General features: G+C 70.3%; 13 protein-coding genes and 1 pseudogene. 1 reads left to right on the top strand and 13 read right to left on the bottom strand.

Going from position 1 to position 15,609, the window contains the following annotated elements; genetic code table 11:
* Positions 1-190: 190 nt before the first annotated feature.
* Positions 191-2,149, bottom strand: a complete 1,959-nt coding sequence (locus AAG689_RS13805) for a putative bifunctional diguanylate cyclase/phosphodiesterase (RefSeq protein ID WP_406622539.1) — start codon at positions 2,147-2,149, stop codon at positions 191-193.
* 40 nt (positions 2,150-2,189) lie between these two features.
* Complete coding sequence (locus tag AAG689_RS13800) at positions 2,190-2,726, bottom strand: molybdopterin-dependent oxidoreductase (protein WP_406622538.1); 537 nt, start codon at positions 2,724-2,726, stop codon at positions 2,190-2,192.
* 108 nt (positions 2,727-2,834) lie between these two features.
* Between AAG689_RS13800 and AAG689_RS13795 the strand changes: the two genes are divergently transcribed.
* Positions 2,835-3,743 (top strand): SDR family NAD(P)-dependent oxidoreductase, encoded by a 909-nt coding sequence (locus AAG689_RS13795; RefSeq protein WP_406622537.1) that lies wholly within the window; start codon positions 2,835-2,837, stop codon positions 3,741-3,743.
* Here AAG689_RS13795 and AAG689_RS13790 read toward each other — a convergent pair.
* From AAG689_RS13790 to AAG689_RS13740, 11 genes and pseudogenes are all read right to left on the bottom strand, one after another.
* Positions 3,740-5,014 carry an MFS transporter gene (locus AAG689_RS13790; protein ID WP_406622536.1) on the bottom strand — a complete coding sequence of 425 codons (1,275 nt, stop codon included), beginning with the start codon at positions 5,012-5,014 and terminating at the stop codon, positions 3,740-3,742. The two genes, AAG689_RS13795 and AAG689_RS13790, sit on opposite strands and share 4 nt — an antisense overlap.
* A 74-nt stretch (positions 5,015-5,088) precedes the next feature.
* A complete protein-coding gene (locus tag AAG689_RS13785; protein ID WP_406622535.1) occupies positions 5,089-6,141 on the bottom strand; it encodes a porin in 1,053 nt (350 codons plus the stop codon).
* A 27-nt stretch (positions 6,142-6,168) separates the two neighbouring features.
* Complete coding sequence (locus AAG689_RS13780; RefSeq protein WP_406622534.1) at positions 6,169-7,137, bottom strand: PDR/VanB family oxidoreductase; 969 nt, start codon at positions 7,135-7,137, stop codon at positions 6,169-6,171.
* A pseudogene (locus tag AAG689_RS13775) lies at positions 7,134-8,158 on the bottom strand (Rieske 2Fe-2S domain-containing protein). Before AAG689_RS13775 ends, AAG689_RS13780 begins: the two are co-directional and overlap by 4 nt.
* 26 nt (positions 8,159-8,184) lie before the next feature.
* A complete protein-coding gene (locus AAG689_RS13770) occupies positions 8,185-8,406 on the bottom strand; it encodes a recombinase-like helix-turn-helix domain-containing protein (protein ID WP_406622533.1) in 222 nt (73 codons plus the stop codon).
* A gap of 25 nt (positions 8,407-8,431) precedes the next feature.
* The gene (locus AAG689_RS13765) at positions 8,432-9,424 is read right to left on the bottom strand and encodes a Bug family tripartite tricarboxylate transporter substrate binding protein (RefSeq protein ID WP_406622532.1); all 993 of its coding nucleotides are present in this window, start codon (positions 9,422-9,424) and stop codon (positions 8,432-8,434) included.
* A 25-nt stretch (positions 9,425-9,449) separates the two neighbouring features.
* Positions 9,450-10,403 carry a Bug family tripartite tricarboxylate transporter substrate binding protein gene (locus AAG689_RS13760; protein WP_406622531.1) on the bottom strand — a complete coding sequence of 318 codons (954 nt, stop codon included), beginning with the start codon at positions 10,401-10,403 and terminating at the stop codon, positions 9,450-9,452.
* A gap of 4 nt (positions 10,404-10,407) precedes the next feature.
* Entirely contained in the window at positions 10,408-11,370 is a 963-nt protein-coding gene (locus AAG689_RS13755) for a VOC family protein (protein WP_406622530.1), read from the bottom strand.
* A gap of 10 nt (positions 11,371-11,380) precedes the next feature.
* The gene (locus AAG689_RS13750) at positions 11,381-12,856 is read right to left on the bottom strand and encodes an aldehyde dehydrogenase (RefSeq protein ID WP_406622529.1); all 1,476 of its coding nucleotides are present in this window, start codon (positions 12,854-12,856) and stop codon (positions 11,381-11,383) included.
* Positions 12,857-12,974: 118 nt separating this feature from the next.
* Positions 12,975-13,772, bottom strand: coding sequence for an aspartate dehydrogenase (locus AAG689_RS13745; protein WP_406622528.1), 798 nt, complete (start codon positions 13,770-13,772; stop codon positions 12,975-12,977).
* Positions 13,773-13,785: 13 nt separating this feature from the next.
* The gene (locus tag AAG689_RS13740; RefSeq protein WP_406622527.1) at positions 13,786-15,477 is read right to left on the bottom strand and encodes a thiamine pyrophosphate-binding protein; all 1,692 of its coding nucleotides are present in this window, start codon (positions 15,475-15,477) and stop codon (positions 13,786-13,788) included.
* Positions 15,478-15,609: the final 132 nt, after the last annotated feature.

Raw genomic sequence — 15,609 nt, 5'->3', positions numbered from 1 at the left:
AGGCAGCGCAGCGTGCCGCCTTGCAAATCAAGCACTTGGGCACGCCATACAGCGGTTGTCCAAAGTTATCCCCATGATTGTCCAACGGCGGGTGGGATAACCCGCGGCCGGCCTGCCCAAATTTTCAGCAATACAAGAGAAATCCTTGCGGATCAACCACTTGCGCGGGCCATACAGCGCTTGTCCAGGGTTATCCACACGATTGTCCAGTGCCCGCAGGGATAACCCGCAGCAGCCGCTCGAATGCTTCGAGCGGCATGGCGGCGCCGGACAGGTGGCCCTGCATCAGGTCGCAGCGGCGGGCGCGCAGGAAGTCGCGCTGCATCGGGGTTTCCACCCCTTCGGCCACCACGTCCAGCCCCAGGCTGTGGCCCAGGTCGATGATGGTGGCGCAGATGGCCTCGTCGCTCTCATCGCGGCCGATGTCGGTGACGAAGGAGCGGTCGATCTTGATTTGCGTGAATGGCAGCTGTTTCAGGTAGGTGAGCGATGCGTAGCCCGTGCCGAAGTCATCGAGCGAGAAATCGACGCCGTCGGCGCGCAGCGCCTGCATCTTGCGCTTGGCGTCGGCCACGTCGCCCAGCACCACGCTCTCCGTCAGCTCGATCGTGAGCTGCCCGGCCGGCGCGCCAGCGTGCTCCAGCATCTGGCGCACCTCGGTTTCGAAGCCGGGCTGGCGGAACTGCCGCGCGCTCACGTTGACCGACAGCTGCAGATGCCGCGCGTGCGCCTGTCCGGCCCAGGCGCGCAGCTGGGCGCAGGCGGTTTCCAGCACCCAGCGGCCGATGGGGGCGATGAGGCCGCTGTCTTCGGCCACGTCGATGAATTCGGCGGGCAGCACCAGCGGCCCCTCGGGCGGCTGCCAGCGCAGCAGCGCCTCGGCTGCCACGATGCGGCCTTGCGCGTCCACCTGTGGCTGGTAGTGCAGCTGCAGTTCCTTCGCCGCGATGGCCTGGCGCAGCGCGGTTTCGGTCTGGATGCGCTGCTCCACCGCCGCCTGCATGGCGGGGTTGAAGAAGCGGATGGCGTTGCGGCCCGCGTCCTTGGCTTGGTAGAGCGCCATGTCGGCCTGCTTGAGCAGCACGTCCACGGGTTCGGCGGTGCCCTGGAACAGCGCTACGCCGATGCTGGGGCTGATGTGGTAGCCGTGCGTCAGCCGGGCGATGGCGTAGGGGCGGGCGATCTGCTCGCGCACGCGCTCGGCCAGTGCCTCGGCATGCCGCGCGGCCTCGGCGTCGCTGGCGCCCAGCGTTTCCAGCATCACCACGAACTCGTCGCCGCCCAGGCGGGCCACGGTGTCGCTCGCGCGGGCGGTCGTCACCAGCCGGCGTGCCACCTGCTGCAGCAACTGGTCGCCCACGTCGTGCCCCTGCGTGTCGTTGAGCGTCTTGAAGTGGTCGAGGTCGAGGAATAGCACGGCGCCCCACTGCCCGCTGCGCCCGCTGGCGGCCAGCGCCTGCTGCAGCCGGTCGATGAGCAGGCGCCGGTTCGCCAGGCCGGTGAGCGGGTCGTTGAAGGCCATGGCGCGCATCTCCTGGCCCACGCTCTGCAGCTGCGCATAGGCGCGCTGCTGGCGCACCAGCGAGGTCAGCAGCGCCAGCGCGGCCAGGGCCACCAGGGCGATGCCGGCGAACAGGTGCCTGCGCAGCGTCAGCAGATGGTCGCGCTGGGCGATGGCGCGCTCCACGGCGTCCTGGAACACCTGGTCGGTCAGGCCGCGCGCCTGGCCGCGCAGTTCCTCCCAAGCCTGCGCATGCCGCGCCAGCAGCGCACGGCTGGGGGGCGGGCCATCCGCCAGCAGGGGCTCCAGGCGCTCCAGCGCTGCTGCGATGCGGCCATGGAAGGCCTCCACTTCCTCGTCGCCGCGAGGGTAGAGCGCGGTGTTGTCGCGCACGCGCAGCAGCACCAGTTCGAAGGCGAAGCGGGCTTCGTCCAGCGCCTCGGGACCGGGCGCGAGGCGCGCCACGGACAGAGCGCGGTCCAGCCGGGTGATGTCGAGCAGCAGCGCCGCGAAGTCGCGCTGGCGGTGCATGCTCTCCAGCGGCAGCGCCTGGCTGATGCTGCGCAGGCTGGCCGTTAGGGCGATCACGCTGGCCACGGTGCCCGCCAGCACCAGGGCCATGAGAAGGAGGAAGCGGCGGCGCGGCATTGCGCGGAGGGAGCGCGGTATCAGGGCGCTATGCGCTGGATCATCCACACCCAGCGCAGCCGGTACTGTGCGTCGTGCAGGGCCTGGGCCATGTCGCGCGGATAGATGATGCGCAGCGGCCCCTTGTCGCGCACGCCCAGGGGGAGCCGTTCTTGCGGGTGGCCACCATCACGGGCCAGCGCGTCCAGTCCTCCCGCGGGATCGTCTGGGTGAAGCCGTCGCGCGCGACCACCTGCACCTGCGCGGCGCCAGCGAGGCCGGCGGCGGCCAGCACGTCGCGCAGCAGCGGGCCTTCGTAGGTGCCGTCGTCGGAAGGCCAATACGTGGAGGTGGTGACCCGGTGCATGCCGGCGGCCTCGATCTGCGCGAGGGTGAAGGCGCGCTCCTTGCCCTGCGCGCCGGCCTGCAGCACCACCCGGCTGGAGGCTGGCAGGGCTGCCAGGGCGCCGGCCTGCACCGGCTCGGGCGTGGGGCCCGCCATCGCGGCGGCGGCGGCGCACAGCAGCGCCAGGCCCATGCTGGCGGGGTGGAACGGGGTGCGCTGCGAGGGCGTCGTGGAACGGATTTTTAGAAACATTTGAATACAAGTGTAGGGGATGGCACTTGCCGCCGGCATGCGTCCCCCCGGAAGGGCCGCGAACAGCTCTTACAGTACGGGGGCAACAGATACAAAGGAGCAATATCCATGGCAATCGATTTCAACGGCCGCGTGGCCATCGTGACCGGCGCGGGCGGCGGACTGGGGCGCCAGCATGCGCTGGCGCTGGCCGCGCGCGGCGCCAAGGTGCTGGTCAACGACCTGGGCGGCGCGGTGGACGGCAGCGGAGGCACGGCCACGGCCGCGCAGGCGGTGGTCGACGAGATCCGCGCCGCGGGCGGCGAGGCGCTGGCCAACGGCGCGTCGGTCACCGACTTCGCCGCCGTGCAGGCCATGGTGCAGCAGGCCGTCGATGCCTGGGGCCGCGTGGACGTGCTGGTCAACAACGCCGGCATCCTGCGCGACAAGTCGTTCGCCAAGATGGACATGGCCGACTTCGCCCTGGTGGTGCAGGTGCACCTCATGGGCGCGGCGCACTGCTGCAAGGCCGTGTGGCCGCACATGCAGGCGCAGAACTACGGGCGCATCGTGATGACCACCTCGTCCACGGGCCTGTACGGCAACTTCGGCCAGGCCAACTACGGCGCGGCCAAGCTCGCCCAGGTGGGGCTGATGCAGACCCTGGCCATCGAAGGCGCCAAGTACGGCATCCGCGTGAACGCCCTGGCGCCCACGGCGGCCACGCGCATGACCGAGGGGCTGTTCCCCCAGGAGGTGTTCGACGCCCTCCAGCCCGAGGCCGTCGTGCCCGCCATGCTGGTGCTGGCGCACGAGAGCGCGCCCACGCGCACCATCCTGTGCGCGGGCGCGGGCACGTTCGAGGCGGCGCACATCACGCTCACGCAAGGGCTGCACCTGGGCATCGGCGCCGACGTGCCCGAGCAGCTCGCCGCGCGCCTGGCCGAGGTGACCGACCGCGCGGGCGAGCAGGTGCCGCAAAGCGGCGCCGCCCAGGGCACGAACGAGGTGGAAAAGGCGCTGGCCGCGCGGCGTTAAGCCCCTGCGGGCGCGGCGGCCGCGCCGCGCTCGCGCGCCCACAGCACCAGCCCGCACGCCAGCACCACCGCCTGCGTGCCGATCAGCGCCGCGAAGCCCGCGAAGAAGCCTGCCTGCGGGCTGCGGCTGGACACCGCGCCGATCACCGCGCCCATGATGGCCGGCATGAATCCCGCCACCAGGCTGCCCGCGCCGTTGACCACGCCGTAGGCGCTGGCGATGTGCTCGGGCCGCGCGCAGTGCTGCACGGTGCTGGGGATGGCCGGGCTCATCAGGCCCCAGCAGAAGTTGGCGGCGATCAGGCAGTAGGCGGCGGCGTAGCGGTCTTCCATGTGGATCGCCAGCCACACCGACAGCGCCACGCCCACGCTGCCGAAGACGAAGATCAGCGGCACGCTGCGGCGCTGGATGCGGTCGATGAGCATGCCGCCCACGAACACCGCCGCCACGCTGGCGTACTGCGGCAGCGAGGCCAGCCAGCCCATCTCGCGCATCGAGAAGCCGCGCGACTCCTTCAGGTAGGCGGGCAGCCAGTTGCTGCTGCCCCACAGGTACGACAGGAAGGCCGCCGTCAGCACGGTGATGAGCCACAGGTAGCGCGTGTGCATGGCGCCGCGCACGATGGAGCCCACCTGCGCGACGGCCTCGCCCAGCGAGCGGGGCTTGGGCAGCCCCGTTTCCACCTGGGGCATGTGGATGAAGGCCAGCACCAGCGGAATGCCCAGCAGCACGTTGACCAGGCCCAGCACGTGGAACGACGTTTCCCAGTCGTGCGCCGCCACCAGGTAGCCCACGAACGGGTAGCCCACCGCCAGCCCCAGGCCCGTGCCCATGTTGACGAGGGAGTTGGGCTTGCCGTTCTCGCGGCTCTCGAAGTGCGCCTTGATGTAGCTGCCCGCCAGCGAGAACAGCGGCCCCTCCGACACGCCCAGCAGGATGCGCGAGGCCAGCAGCAGCCCGTAGCTGTTCATGGTGGGCGAGAGGAAAGTGACCACGCCCCAGAGCATCAGCCCGCCGATCAGGCTGCGCCGCACGCCGAACAGCGCCGCGCAGAAGGGCGTGAGCACCAGCGACGACACGCCGTAGCCCACCATGAAGGCCGTGGCCAGCAGGCCCTGGCGCGTGCGGTCGTCCGGCGTCAGGCCGATGTGCGACAGGAAGTCCCGGTCGGTGATGAGGACCGAGATGTTGATCCGGTCCACATACGAGATGGCGACGATCACGAACAGCGTGACCACGCCCCACCAGCGCAGCGCGCGAGTATCCTGCATGGCGAGCCTCTTTTTGAATGAAATTGGCATCCAGCCAGCGCCCATCAAGCGCTGGCAGCTATCAAATCGATAGTTCAGAAGAAATGGCGGATGCCGACTTCGATGCCGCTGGAGCTGCCGCCGGGCGAGGTGCCCGTGGCGCCCAGGCCCTGCACGCCGATGGAGCGGCTGGCGCCGTCCTTGTTCTTCACGTAGCCGTAGGTGCCGTAGACCTGCGTGCGCTTGGAGAAGTTGTAGCCGTAGCCCACGCTGATCTTGTTCCAGTCGGCATTGCTGTCGGCCGTGTTGTAGTGGCCGTAGGACGCGCGCAGTTCGCCGTTGCCCAGCGGCGCGGTGGCGCCCAGTTGCAGCGCCGTCACCTTCAGCGAGCCGCGCTTTTCGCTGGCCCACAGCAGCATGGGCTTGACCATGCCCAGGTCGTAGGACAGTCCGACGTTGCTCGCGGTGAGGTCGTTGGCCGAGGTGTCGCCATGCAGCTTGCCCGCCGCCAGCGCGGCGTGCAGCGGGCCCTGGCGGTAGCCCAGGCGCAGGCCGCGGTAGTTGCCCTGGTTGTGGTTGGGCGCGCCGCTGGGCTGCTCGCCGCGGGCGATCTGCGCCTGGCCGTAGAAGCCGCCCAGGTTCGGGGGCAGGAAGTAGCTGACCGCGTTGCTGATCTGGATGGGCGCGCCGCCCGTGGCGTTGGCCGCGCCGGGAATGCCCAGGATGGTGAAGGCCATGGTGCCGCCCACGCCGTTGGTCAGGAAGGGGTCGAAGATCAGCGTGTTCAGGAAGCTGGCCGAATCGTCGCGGCCCAGGCGCACCTCGCCCCAGTGGCCCAGCAGGCTCACGGTGGAGCGGCGGTTGAACGCCAGGCCGCTGCTCCCCGCGGCCTTGCCGGCGCCGGTGTCCACGTCCATGCCGGCTTCGAGCCAGAAACCGGCCTTCAGGCCGCCGCCCAGATCCTCGGTGCCGCGAAAGCCCAGGCGGCTGATGTTGGCGCCGCCGGTGGACAGGCCCGTCTTCGAAACGCCCGTGCCGGACACGCGCGCCACGCCCACGTCCGCCACGCCGAAGATCTCGACCTTGGACTGGGCCGGCGCCGCGCTGGCCAGGGCCGCCAGGCCCGCGGTCAACAGAATTCTTTTCATGGATATGTCTCCTTGTGGTTGAAAAAATCAGAGGTCCAGCACCAGCGTCTCGCTCTTGCAGCCGGAGACGCAGACCATCATCACCTTGTTCTTTTCGCGCTCCTTGGGGCTGAGCACGGAGTCGCGGTGGTCGGGCGTGCCCGCCAGCACGCGCGTTTCGCACGAGCCGCACACGCCTTCGCAGCAGCTGTGGTCCACGTCGATGCCGGCGGCCAGGAGCGTGTCCAGCAGCGACTTCTCGGGCGTCACCTGGATGAAGCGGCCGCTCTTTTTCAGCTCCACCGTGTAGTGGTCGCGGGCGTCGGAAGACGCCTTGACCTCCACGGGCGTGAAGCGCTCGATGTGCGCGTTGTCGTGGCCCAGCTCGGCGCAGAACTTCTCGAACGCATCGAGCATGGGCGTGGGGCCGCATGCGTAGTAGTGAGTGCCCGCCGGGCCTGTATCTGGCGCGCGCCGGGCCAGCAGGGCGCGCAGGTCGGGCGGGCCGCCCGCCTCGGCGTCGACGTGCAGGTGCAGCGGCATGCCCAGCGCCTGCAGCTCGGCCAGGAAGGCTGCGCTCTTGCGCTCGCGGGCGAAGTACAGCATCTCGAACGAGCGGCCCAGGCCGTGCAGCCGGCGCGCCATGCACAGGAGCGGCGTGATGCCGATGCCGCCCGCCACCAGCACGGTGTGCGCCGCGCCCTCGTCGAGCGCGAAGTGGTTGCGCGGCGCGTCGATGGTGATGGTGCTGCCCACGCGCAGCGACTCGTGCACGCAGCGCGAGCCGCCGCGGCTGGCGCGGTCGCGCAGCACGCCCACCACGTAGCGGTGGCGCTCGCTGCTGTCGTTGCTGAGCGAGTAGCTGCGCACCAGCCCGTTGGGCAGGTGCAGGTCGATGTGCGAGCCGGGCGTGAAGGCGGGGAACTCCCCGCCCTCCACCGGCCGCAGTTCGACGCTGAGGGTGTCCTGCGCCTCGTAGCGCAGCGTGTGCACCAGGGCTTGCAGGGTGGTGGTCATGCTGCGCCGCCTTCTTCGATCTGGTCTTCGGCCAGGCGGCGCAGGTGGCGGCGCAGGCGCACCAGGCCGATGTCGTGCTGGTACAGGTTCTCGCGCTGGTTGGCGTCCAGCTCCATCTGCTCCATCATCACGCGGTCCTGCTCCAGCACGGCCCAGTGGCGCGCCTCCAGGCGGTTGCGGTACAGGAAGCGCCAGGTGTCGCGCATCCAGCCGTCCACCTTGCGGCAGCGCCAAAGAACACGGCGCACAGCTCGGGGCTGATGGGCGTGGTGCAGCCGATGATGGCGAAGTTGCCGCCGGGGCCGCCGGTCTTGGGGTAGGGGATCTCCAGGCGCATCCAGTGCGTGCCGGTGTCGCCCCATTCGGTCCAGTCGAAGTTCACGCCGCGCTGGCCCACCTTCTCGAACACGAAGCCGTGGTCGGTCTCGCGCACCTGGAAGGTGGCCTTGCTGTCGCCCTCGGCCATGGAGTGCGACTGCTTGTGCAGGAAGGTGCCGTGCATCGGGTCCATCACGTTGTCGAGCGCGTAGCGGTAGTCGCTGCGCCACTCGGCATAGCAGAGGAAGTGGGAGTACGCGGGCGAGGTCAGTTCCTCGGGCAGGGAGAACTCTGGCGGCTCGTCCACGTTGCTCTCGCTGGCGTAGAGGAAGACCGCGCCATGCGCCTCGCGCACGTGGAAGGCCAGCGCCGCGCGCGCGCCTTCGAGCTTGCAGCCGGGGCTACCGGGCACCTTGGTCACCGTGCCGTCGCAGCGCACTTCCACGCCGTGGTAGGGGCAGGCCAGCCGGTCGCCCAGGATCACGCCCTGCGACAGCGGCGCGCCGCGGTGGGGGCAGTGGTCTTCGAGCGCGTGGACCGCGCCTTCGGCATCGCGCCACAGCGCGATCTTCATGCCGAAGCGGCGCAGCGAGATGGGCTGGGTCTTGACGAAGTCCGACGGGCAGACCGGGTACCAGAGCTTGCGCAGGCCCTTGGCCAGCAGGGCATCCACGGGGTCGATCGCAATGGTGTGCATGTTCATGATGGGGCGCTCCTGTCGTGTGTTTTTCACTGGCCCAGGCGCGCCATCAGCGCCTGGAAGCTCTGCTCCGTCCACGGCTCGCCGTTTTCGCCGGCGGGGCCGCTGCGGTTGATGGCGGCCACGAGTTCGGGCAGCGTCTGCACGCCTTCGCCGAAGGCGCGCTCGATGGCGTCGCCCAGCAGGTCTTCGAACAACGTGGCGGGGCGCTGGCGCGCCTGGTGCGGTTCGAGGTAACGATCAACGGCCATGGTGGTCTCCTTGTCGAAAAAGATGTCAGTCGGCCTGGATGTTCAGGTCCTTGATGAGCTTGCCGAAGCGGTGGTAGTCGGCCGCATTGGTCTTGTCCAGCCGGGCCGGGTCGCCGCCCGCGGGCAGCGCGCCGAACACGGCCATCTTGGCTGTCACGTCGGGCATCTTGAGGATGTCGTTGAGCTGCGCGTTCAGCAGCTTGACCACCTCGGCGGGCGTGCCCTTGGGTGCGAACAGGCCCTGCCATGCGGCCACTTCCACGTTCTTGATGCCGGCCTCGGCGAGGGTGGGCACGTTGGGCGCGAGGGGCGAGCGCTGCGCGTCGGCCACGGCCAGGGGGACGACCTTGCCGTCGCCGCTACCGCCCAGGTTCTTGCCAACGTAGGGCGCGAGCGGCCCCCAGGTCATGAAGGTGGTGGGCACGTGGCCGCCGATCAGGTCGGTCACCGCCGGGGCCACGCCCTTGTAGGGCACGTGGGTGATCTTCACGCCCGTCGCGCGGTTGAACATCTCGCCCAGGATGTGCATGGGCGAGCCGCTGCCGGGGCTGGCGTAGGTGAGTTCGGTCTTTTTGGCCTGGTCGGTCAGGCTCTTCACGTCCTTGATGCCCGAGGCCAGGCTGGCCGCCACGAACAGCGGCTGCACGCTGGTCTGCACGATGGGCGTGAGGCCGGTGAGCACGTCGTAGCTGGTGCTGGACGAGGTCTTGAGCACGAACTGCGCGATCGAGAAGGTGCTGGGCGCGAGCAGCAGCGTGTAGCCGTCCGGCGCGGACTTGGCCACGTAGGCGGTGCCGATGGTGCCGCTGGCGCCGGGGCGGTTGTCGATCACCACGGGCTGGCCCAGGCGCGTGGAGAGCTTTTCGGCGTAGAGGCGCGCCATCGCGTCCGTGTCGCCGCCCGCCGGGTAGGCCACGACGATGGTGATGGGCTTGTGCGGGTAGCTCTGCGCCAGGGCGCCGCCGCAGGCGGCGAGCAGGGCGGCGGCCACGGCAAGGCGGCGTCGGGTGGGGTGCATGGTGGGGGTCTCCGTGGTGGTTTGCTTATTGCGCCGCGATGCGGCGGCTTTGGATGACGGGCGCCCAGGAGGCGGTCTCCTGGCGAATCAGTTCGCCGAACTTCGGGCCTTCCACGATCCAGACCGCGAGCCCTGTTTTCTGCAACTGGGCCTTGTTCGCGGGGTCGTCGAAGATCTGGCGGATGTCGCGCTGCAGCCGGGCGAGCACGGGCGCGGGCGTGGCCTTGGGGGCCAGCACGCCGTACCAGGACGACAGGGCCACGCCCTTCACGCCCGCCTCGGCCAGCGTGGGCACGCCGGGCAGCTCGGGCGCGCGCTGCGCGTCCGTCACGGCCAGGGCGCGCAGCTTGCCGTTCTGGATGTGCGGCAGCAGCGTGGGCAGGTTGCCGATGATCATGGGCACCACGCCGCCGATCACGTCCGTCAGCCCCGGGGGCGTGCCCTTGTAGGCCACGTGCAGCAGGTCGATGCCCGCCTGCTGCGCGAACAGCTCGCCCGCCAGGTGCAGGCTGCTGCCCACGCCGGGCGTGGCGTAGCCGATGCTGCCGGGCTTGCTTTTGGCCAGCGCGATCAGCTCGCCGATGGTCTTGGCGGGCACGGCCGGGTTCACCGCGATCACGTTCGCCGTGCGGGCCAGCGAGGCCACGGGCGCGAAGTCGCCCTCCACGCTGTAGCCCAGTTGGGGCATCAAGGTGGGGTTGATGGTCAGGTTGCCCTGCGGCACCACCAGCAGCGTGCGCCCGTCGGGCTTGGCGCGTTTCACCGCCTCGATGCCGATGTTGCCGTTGGCGCCCGTGCGGTTGTCCACGATGGCGGGGCGCTGGTGCAGGGCGGCCAGGCCGCTGGACAGCATGCGCGCCAGCGTGTCCACCGGCCCGCCGGGCGGGAACGGGGCCACGATGGTGAAGGCGCCCTCCTGCGCGCGCGCGGCGGGCAGGGCGCAGGCCAGCAGGGCCGTGGAGAAGTGGCGGCGCTGCATGGTGTTAGTGGCGCTTGTCGGTGATGAACTTGCCGTCGGCGCCGCCCGCGCCCTTCTGGCGCCGGGTGTTGCCGTCCAGCCCGCCGTCGATCGCCCATTCGGCGAACACGGTGGGGCCGGGCTCGAACTCGCGCGGCTGCCAGTCGGCGGTGAGCTGGTCCTCGTCGGCGTAGTACTCGATCAGGCCGCCCGCGGGGTTCTTGAAGTACCAGAAATAGGCCGACGACACCGGATGGCGGCCCGGGCCGAGCTGCGTCTCCCAGCCCTGGCGCGCGATGTGCATGCCGCCGCCGAACACCTCGTGGATGTCGCGCACGGTGAAGGCCACGTGGTTCAGGCCGGCGTGCCCGTCGGGGCGCTGCAGCAGGAAGATGTCGTGGTGGCCGCCCTCGGGCGCGCAGCGCAGGAAGGCGCCGCGCCCGGGGTAGCGGTCGGAGGCGGCGAAGCCGAAGTGGTCCACGTAGAAGCGCTCGCACGCGGCCACGTCCTTGGCGAAGAAGACCACGTGGCCCACCTCGATGGGCGTGGCGCGCTCGTAGGCGGGGCTGGCCTGATTGATGCGGCCCTTGCGGTCCCAGGTGTTGTATTCGGCGCTGCCCACCTGCACGTCGCGCTTTTGCGTGACTTGAAAGCGCACGGCCAAGCCGTTGGGGTCGGTGCAGCCGATGCGGTTGCCCTGCTTCACGAAGCCCGGCAGTGGCGCGATGCGGCTTTCGTAGAGCGCGAGGTCGGCCGCGCTTTCCACGCCCCAGACGACTTCGCGCAGCGTGGGCCCTTCCTCGATGGCGGGCGGCAGGCCGGGGCGGCTGTTGGCGGCCACCCGCACGCGGCAGCCGTTCAGCGTTTCGAAGGTGAGCTGGTCGGCTTCTTCCGCCACCAGCTTCAGGCCCCAGTCGGTGAAGAAGCGGCGGCAGGCCGGCAGGTCGTCCACGCCGTAGGTGATTTCGTCGATGCCCAATACGCTCATGGTCGGCTCCTCAATTTGCCCAGGCCAGGGGCGATTCGTTCAGGCCCCAGTACAGGCTTTTCTGTTCCATGTACTGCTGGATGCCCATGCGGCCCTTCTCGCGGCCCAGGCCCGAGTCGCGCCAGCCGCCGAAGGGGGTGGAGATGGAGAACTGCTTGTAGGTGTTGATCCACACCGTGCCCGCCTGCACGGCGCGGCCGATGCGCCAGGCGGCCTTGTAGTCGCGCGTCCAGATGCCGGCGGCCAGGGCGTACACGCTGTCGTTGGCCTGGGCGAGCAGGTCGTCCTCGTCGTCGAACGGCATGGCGACGAGCACGGGGCCGAAGATTTCCTGCTGGCAGATCTGCCAGTCGTTCCGCACGCCCTCGATGATGGTGGGGCGGTAGTAGTAGCCGCGCTCGTACAGCGCGCCTTCGGGCCGGTGGCCGCCGGTGCGCAAGGTGCCGCCTTCGGAGAGGCCGAGCGCCACGTAGCCCTCGATGGATTCGCGGTGCTTGGCGGTGATGAGCGGGCCCATCTGCGTGCGCTCGTCCGCCGGGTCGCCCACGCGCAGCGCGGCGGCCTTGGCGGTGAGGCGTTCCATGAACTCGCCGTAGAGCTTGCGCGCCACGAACAGGCGCGAGCCGGCGATGCACGACTCGCCCGAGGAGCTGAAGATGCCGTAGAGCACGCCGTTCACCGCGTGGTCCAGGTCGGCGTCCTGCAGCACCATGGTGGCCGACTTGCCGCCGAGTTCGAGCGAGACGGGCATCATCTTGTCGGCCGCGATGCGGGCGATGTGCTTGCCGGTGGAAGTGCCGCCGGTGAACGACACGCGCTTGACCAGCGGGTGCTTGGTGATGGCGTCGCCGATGACCGAGCCGCGGCCGGGCAGCACGCTGACCATGCCCTTCGGAACGCCCGCTTCCTCGCAGATCTTCGCCAGCTCCAGCGCCAGCAGCGGCGTGGCCTCGGCGGGCTTGACGACCACGGCGTTGCCGGCCGCCAGCGCGGGGGCGAGCTTTTGCGCCTCGCTGGCGATGGGCGAGTTCCACGGTGTGATGGCCGCGACCACGCCCATGGGCTCGTAGACGCTCATGGTCATGAAGTCGCCGCGGGGCGGGGTGAGCGTTTCTTCCATGGTCTCGCAGGCGGCGGCGATGTACTGGAAGGTGCCTGCGGCGCTGGCCACCAGGGCGCGCGTCTCGTTGATGGGCTTGCCGTTGTCCAGGCGCTGCAGCTGGGCCAGCGGCTCGGCGCGCTCGCGGATCAGCTGGGCCACGCGGTGCAGCACGGCGGCGCGCTCGTGCGGCTTCCTTTGCGCCCAGCCGCTGGTGCGGAAGGCGTGGTCGGCCTTCTGGATGGCCTCGTTCACATCGTCCAGGCTGGGCGCGCGCAGGCGGCCCACGACTTCGCCGGTGGCGGGGTAGAGCGTGGCGGACTCGTCGCCGCCGCCCAGGCGCCAGTCGCCTGCGATGTTGATGGGGAGCAGTTCACGGTGGGGCATCGGGGTTCCTTGGGTTGTGCTCTTAAAAGAGAGCTGCTTGCGCTTGCTGTAAGCCGGTTTCAGATATGAAAGTGCATGAATTGCTTGTGCAGCAAGCGCTGGCAGCTCCTTTTTTTGATCAGATCGCCAGCGGCGCCACCCGGGCGCGCAGCGCGCGCACCGCGCTGAACACCGTGAGCGCCGAGGTCTTGGGATTGGCCGCCAGCGGCTGGTTGCGCATGGTCAGCTCGAAGCGGCCGAAGGCGCCCGCGGCCTCGACCTGGTGCACGTTCTCGGCCACGGCCGGGTCGGCGATCAGGCGCACGGTGGTGCGGTCCAGCCCCAGCCCGGCCAGCGAGACGGTGGCGGCCACGTTGGCGTTCTTGGGGTACTGCGCGGCGGCCTCGCGGGCCGTGCCTTCGAAGATCACCGTCTCGGCGGTGAGCGCGTCCAGGTCGCGGCCGTGCTCGGCGGGCGTGCCCTTCCACGCGTGGGGCGGCTTGCGGCCGGTGTAGCGCACCACGTCCAGCCCGCCGATGCGCGCGGCGGCCAGCGCGTCGATGGCGCCGATGGCGCCGGCGATCAGCTGCGCCTGCGTGCGGCCCGCGCGGGCGGCGGCCTCCAACTGCTCGGGCAGGCCCGGTGCCGACAGCGCGCCCACCGAGGCCACGATGCACGGCACCCCACGGCGCAGCGCGGGCAGCACGTGCTGCTCGATGGCGGCGTGGCCGGCGGCCTCCACCACCAGGTCGATGCCTTGCGCGGGCACGGCCTGCACCACCTGCGCCCGCAGGCCCAGGCGCTCGGCCACGGCCCGCGCCGCGCCAGCGCCTTCGGCGGGCACGACGATGGCGGCGACGTGAAGGCCCGCATCGTCCTTCACCAGTTCCAGCAAGGCGGTGCCGATGGCGCCGCAGCCGATCAGGGCAATCTGCATGGCGTGTGTCCTCTTATTGCGTCTTGGTGGCCGGGATCTGGTCGAGCTTGTTCACCGGCGGGCCGGAGAACGTGGCCTTGAAGCCGCCGATGGCGCGCATGTCGATCTCCAGCAGGAAGGGGCCCTTCTTCGCCCAGGCGGCCTCCAGCACGGCGGGCAGGTCCTGCAGGTTCCGGATGCGGGCGTGCGGCAGCTGGAGGGACGCGCACAGCTGCGCGTAGTCCGGCGTGTGCAGCTCCACGTAGCAGCGGCGGCCGCCGTAGGAGGCGTCCTGGATGTTCTGGATCACGCCGTAGCGCTGGTCGTTCATCAGCACGATCAGGCAGTCGCACTTTTCCTGCACCAGCGTGGCGAGTTCGCCCAGGTTCAGGATGAAGCCGCCGTCGCCCGCCAGGCCCAGGGTCTTGCGGCCCGAGCCGTGCTCCAACGCGCCCACGGCCGCGCCGATGGCCATGGGCATGCCCATGCCGATGCCGCCGCCCGTGGCGTGCACGCCGGCGTTGGGCTCGAAGAAGCGCAGCTCGCGGTTGCCCCAGGTGCTGTTGGAGACCGTGACGTCGCGCACCCAGTTGAAGTTGCGGCCCGCCACCTGCTGCAGCTGCTGCACCAGCGCGGCGTAGGGGCCCAGGCCGTCGCGCATGGTGGCGACGACTTCATCGCGCACCTGGCGCAGGTCGGCCAGCAGCGCGGGGTCGGCCCGGTAGCCGCGCGCCTCCAGCCGGTCGGCCAGGCCGTTCAGGGCCAGGGCCGCGTCGCCGCAGACGAAGCCGTCGTCGGCGTAGCAGCGGCCCTGCTGGGCGGCGTCCACGTCGATGCGCAGCAGCGGGCGCGGCAGCTTGAGTTCGTACTTCAGCGTCTCGTTGCTGCGCAGGCGCGTGCCCACGGCCAGCATGGCGTCGCAGCGCTGGTAGAACGCCTCGACGGGCTTCTGGATGTTGTAGGCGCCGAGCGTCGCCGGGTCGTCCTCGGGCACGATGCCCCGGCCCTGGCCGGTGCTGACGATGCCGAAGCCCAGGGCCTTCAGGCGCTGCACGGCCGCGCCGGCGTGGCGCGCGCCGCCGCCCAGCCACAGCAGCGGGCGCCTGGCCTGGGCCAGCGTGTCGGCCAGCGCGTCCAGCGAAGCCTCGCTCGGGGCCAGCACGGGCACCGGCAGCGGCGACCAGTCGCTGGGCATGGCTATCACGCTCTGCTGGATGTCGATCGGGATCTCGACGCTCACCGGGCCGGTGGGCGCGGTCATCGCGGCCTGCACGGCGGCTTTCAGGGTGGACAGGCAGGTTTCGGCGCTCAGCACGCGGAAGGCGGCCTTGGAGACGGCCTTGAGCATGGTGAGCTGGTCCGGCGCCTCGTGGATGTACGAGAGCTTCTTGTCCAGGTACTGGGTCTCGATCTGGCCGGTGATGTGCAAGAGTGGCGTGCCGGCCGTGTAGGCTTCCACCAGGCTGCCGGCGATGTTGCCCGAGGCCGGGCCGGTGCTGGTGATGCACACGCCCAGGCTGGAGGTGGAGCGGGCGCAGGCATCGGCCATGTTGCCCGCGCCGGCCTCGCCGCGCGCCATCACGAAGCGCACCTTGCCGCGCGCATGCATCGCGTCGAGGATGGGCATGTTGTGGATGGAGATCACCCCGAACGCGGCGCGCACGCCGCAGTGTTCGAGGAATTGGGCAACGGCGGCGCCGACGGTGATGTGTGCGGTGGATGTCATGGTCTTGTTTGAATCGTGTGGTGATCGAAGGCGCTGCACTCGGAACCGGCGCGCCCCATCAGCGAGACGCCGAGCAAGGGCCTAAGCTGGCCGCGCCGCCCCGCAGCGAGGGCGGGGGGAAGCGGCGTAAGC

The organism is Acidovorax sp. SDU_ACID1 (assembly GCF_045291395.1).
Lineage (GTDB): Bacteria > Pseudomonadota > Gammaproteobacteria > Burkholderiales > Burkholderiaceae_C > MR-S7.
The sequence above is the reverse complement of the archived record's forward strand: the minus strand, read 5'-3'. Positions and strand labels throughout refer to the sequence as shown.

Excerpts from the sequence above, each read along its gene's own strand:
- AAG689_RS13780 (WP_406622534.1), bottom strand. The coding sequence starts at position 7,137 with ATGACCACCACCCTGCAAGCCCTGGTGCACACGCTGCGCTACGAGGCG.
- AAG689_RS13785 (WP_406622535.1), bottom strand. The coding sequence starts at position 6,141 with ATGAAAAGAATTCTGTTGACCGCGGGCCTGGCGGCCCTGGCCAGCGCG.
- AAG689_RS13805 (WP_406622539.1), bottom strand. The coding sequence starts at position 2,149 with ATGCCGCGCCGCCGCTTCCTCCTTCTCATGGCCCTGGTGCTGGCGGGC.
- AAG689_RS13790 (WP_406622536.1), bottom strand. The coding sequence starts at position 5,014 with ATGCAGGATACTCGCGCGCTGCGCTGGTGGGGCGTGGTCACGCTGTTC.
- AAG689_RS13770 (WP_406622533.1), bottom strand. The coding sequence starts at position 8,406 with ATGGCCGTTGATCGTTACCTCGAACCGCACCAGGCGCGCCAGCGCCCC.
- AAG689_RS13750 (WP_406622529.1), bottom strand. The coding sequence starts at position 12,856 with ATGCCCCACCGTGAACTGCTCCCCATCAACATCGCAGGCGACTGGCGC.
- AAG689_RS13760 (WP_406622531.1), bottom strand. The coding sequence starts at position 10,403 with ATGCAGCGCCGCCACTTCTCCACGGCCCTGCTGGCCTGCGCCCTGCCC.
- AAG689_RS13795 (WP_406622537.1), top strand. The coding sequence starts at position 2,835 with ATGGCAATCGATTTCAACGGCCGCGTGGCCATCGTGACCGGCGCGGGC.
- AAG689_RS13755 (WP_406622530.1), bottom strand. The coding sequence starts at position 11,370 with ATGAGCGTATTGGGCATCGACGAAATCACCTACGGCGTGGACGACCTG.
- AAG689_RS13740 (WP_406622527.1), bottom strand. The coding sequence starts at position 15,477 with ATGACATCCACCGCACACATCACCGTCGGCGCCGCCGTTGCCCAATTC.
- AAG689_RS13800 (WP_406622538.1), bottom strand. The coding sequence starts at position 2,726 with ATGTTTCTAAAAATCCGTTCCACGACGCCCTCGCAGCGCACCCCGTTC.
- AAG689_RS13765 (WP_406622532.1), bottom strand. The coding sequence starts at position 9,424 with ATGCACCCCACCCGACGCCGCCTTGCCGTGGCCGCCGCCCTGCTCGCC.
- AAG689_RS13745 (WP_406622528.1), bottom strand. The coding sequence starts at position 13,772 with ATGCAGATTGCCCTGATCGGCTGCGGCGCCATCGGCACCGCCTTGCTG.